The 2,027-nt window shown below is 71.4% G+C and carries 2 protein-coding genes and 1 pseudogene; 2 read left to right on the forward strand and 1 reads right to left on the reverse strand.

Translation table 11 applies throughout. The features are described from left to right. Nucleotides 1-107: 107 nt before the first annotated feature. Nucleotides 108-554 carry a substrate-binding domain-containing protein gene (locus tag AB0G02_RS37035; RefSeq protein ID WP_360804215.1) on the forward strand — a complete coding sequence of 149 codons (447 nt, stop codon included), beginning with the start codon at nt 108-110 and terminating at the stop codon, nt 552-554. Between the two features lie 3 nt (nt 555-557). Here the strand turns inward: AB0G02_RS37035 and AB0G02_RS37040 are convergent, their stop codons facing one another. Continuing rightward, a complete protein-coding gene (locus AB0G02_RS37040; protein WP_360804218.1) occupies nt 558-1,553 on the reverse strand; it encodes a glutathione S-transferase C-terminal domain-containing protein in 996 nt (331 codons plus the stop codon). A gap of 264 nt (nt 1,554-1,817) precedes the next feature. Between AB0G02_RS37040 and AB0G02_RS37045 the strand changes: the two are divergent. Beyond that, nucleotides 1,818-2,027, forward strand: a pseudogene (locus tag AB0G02_RS37045) (AI-2E family transporter); the annotation flags it as partial.

Consider the following 2,027-nt stretch of genomic DNA (forward strand, 5'->3'; position numbering starts at 1 on the left):
AAGCACAGTCATCAGGGCAAAGCTACCGGTGGAGCCGAATGTCGGTACCCACCTCTAGTCTGTTCGGACCAACCGCAAACAGGAGGCGAGACTCCGGACCGACGACCATGCTGTGCAGCCGCGCGCGGGTCGACGGCTACCGCAGCGCGCTGGAAGCCGCGGACGTCGTCGTGGACCCGGACTTCGTGCGGTACGGCGACTTCTACGTCCAGGGCGGGTACGGGCACGGCCTGGACTTGCTGCGCCGCCCCGACCGGCCGACCGCGATCTTCGCTGGCTCCGACTTCCAGGCGCTGGGCGTCATGCGCGCCGCCCGCGAGCTCGGGCTGTCCATTCCGGACGACGTGTCGATCGTGGGCTACGACGACCTCTCGGTCAGCGAGTGGATAGGGCCTCGCCTGACCACCGTGCGCCAGCCGTTGCGCGAGATGGCGACCACCGCGGCGCAGATGGTGTTCAGCCTGGCCCGCGGCGAACGGCCGCCGAACGAGCGCATAGACCTCGCCACCGAACTGGTGGTGCGGGAGAGCACCTGCCCTCCCCGCCCGGTCTAGCCCCTAGCGCAGCGGTGTGTGCGCCGGGTCCACCCGTTCGCCCTCGCGGACCGGACCCGGCGGGGTGCCGTCACCGAAGGGCCGTCCGCCCAGCGCCTCGCGGCCGTGCGGGGTGACCCAGCCGGACAGGTCCGGGCCGACCGGCACGATCCCGTTCGGGTTGAGGTCCCGGTGCACCAGGTAGTAGTGCTGCTTGATCTGGGTGAAGTCGACCGTGTCGCCGAAGCCCGGCGTCTGGAACAGGTCGCGGGCGTAGGCCCACAGGGCGGGCATCTCGGCCAGCTTGTCCCGGTTGCACTTGAAGTGGCCGTGGTAGACCGGGTCGAAGCGCACGAGCGTGGTGAACAGGCGCACGTCGGCCTCGGTGATCGTGTCGCCGACGAGGTAGCGTCGGTCGGTCAGCCGCTCCTCCAGCCAGTCCAGGGCCGTCCACAGGCGGGCGTAGGCGTCCTCGTACGCCTCCTGCGAACCGGCGAAGCCGCACCGGTAGACGCCGTTGTTGACCTCGGTGAAGACGCGCTGGGCGACCTCGTCGATCTCCTCGCGGTGCGCTTCGGGCAGCAGGTCGGGCGCCCCGTCGCGGTGGTGGTCGCGCCACTGCGTCGACAGGTCCAGGGTGATCTGCGCGAAGTCGTTGGTCACCACGGCGCCGGTGGTGGTGTCGACCACGGCCGGCACCGTGATCCCGCGCGGGTAGTCGGGGTCGCGCTTGAAGTAGGCCTCCTGGAGCCGCTCGATGCCCAGCACGGGGTCCCGCCCGCCGGGGTCGAGGTCGAACGTCCACGACCGCTCGTCGTGCGTGGGCCCCGGCAACCCGAGCGAGATGGCGTCCTCCAGCCCGAGCAACCGCCGCACGATGATCGACCGGTTGGCCCAGGGGCAGGCACGTGCCGCCACCAACCGGTACCGCCCGGCGACCACCGGGAACCCGTCCCGCCCGTCCACCGTGATCCGGGTGCCGATGTACCGCGTGTCCCGCGTGTACTCCTTGCCCTTCACGGAGTACGTCCCACCCCTCGCGTGCTCGGGGTTCCCACCGCCACCCGCCGAAGTCCCACTCACACCGGGCAGCCTACGTCCCGAACCGCCCGGCGGCCTCTCGTGCGACGTGGCCCCCGGCAAGGCTCGCGGGCCCGAACGGGTTTCCCCGTCCGAGGTATGGCCGACTACTGGGGCGACGTGCCGGCGCGGTCGGGGCGAGGGGTTCTGGCAGGCTGCCGCACGAGCGCCGCGGGGCGCGACCCGGTGGAGGGATGGGACGACGTGAGCGCTAGGGACCGCCGTTGGAACGATCGCGGCGAGGCGATCGGGCACGGGGTGAGCTGGCTGGCGCGGTGGAGCCTGCGCCTCGCGCTGGTCGCGATCGGGTTCGTGCTGCTGTGGACGCTGATCGGCAAGCTGTGGGTCGTGGTGATGCCGGTGCTGCTCGGCCTGCTCATCACGACCGTGCTGTGGCCGCCCGCCCGGTGGCTG

The organism is Actinosynnema sp. NPDC023658 (assembly GCF_040639995.1).
GTDB lineage: Bacteria > Actinomycetota > Actinomycetes > Mycobacteriales > Pseudonocardiaceae > Actinosynnema.

Bases quoted from the DNA above. Each gene is read 5' to 3' on its own strand.
- AB0G02_RS37035 (WP_360804215.1), top strand. From the start codon at position 108: ATGCTGTGCAGCCGCGCGCGGGTCGACGGCTACCGCAGCGCGCTGGAA.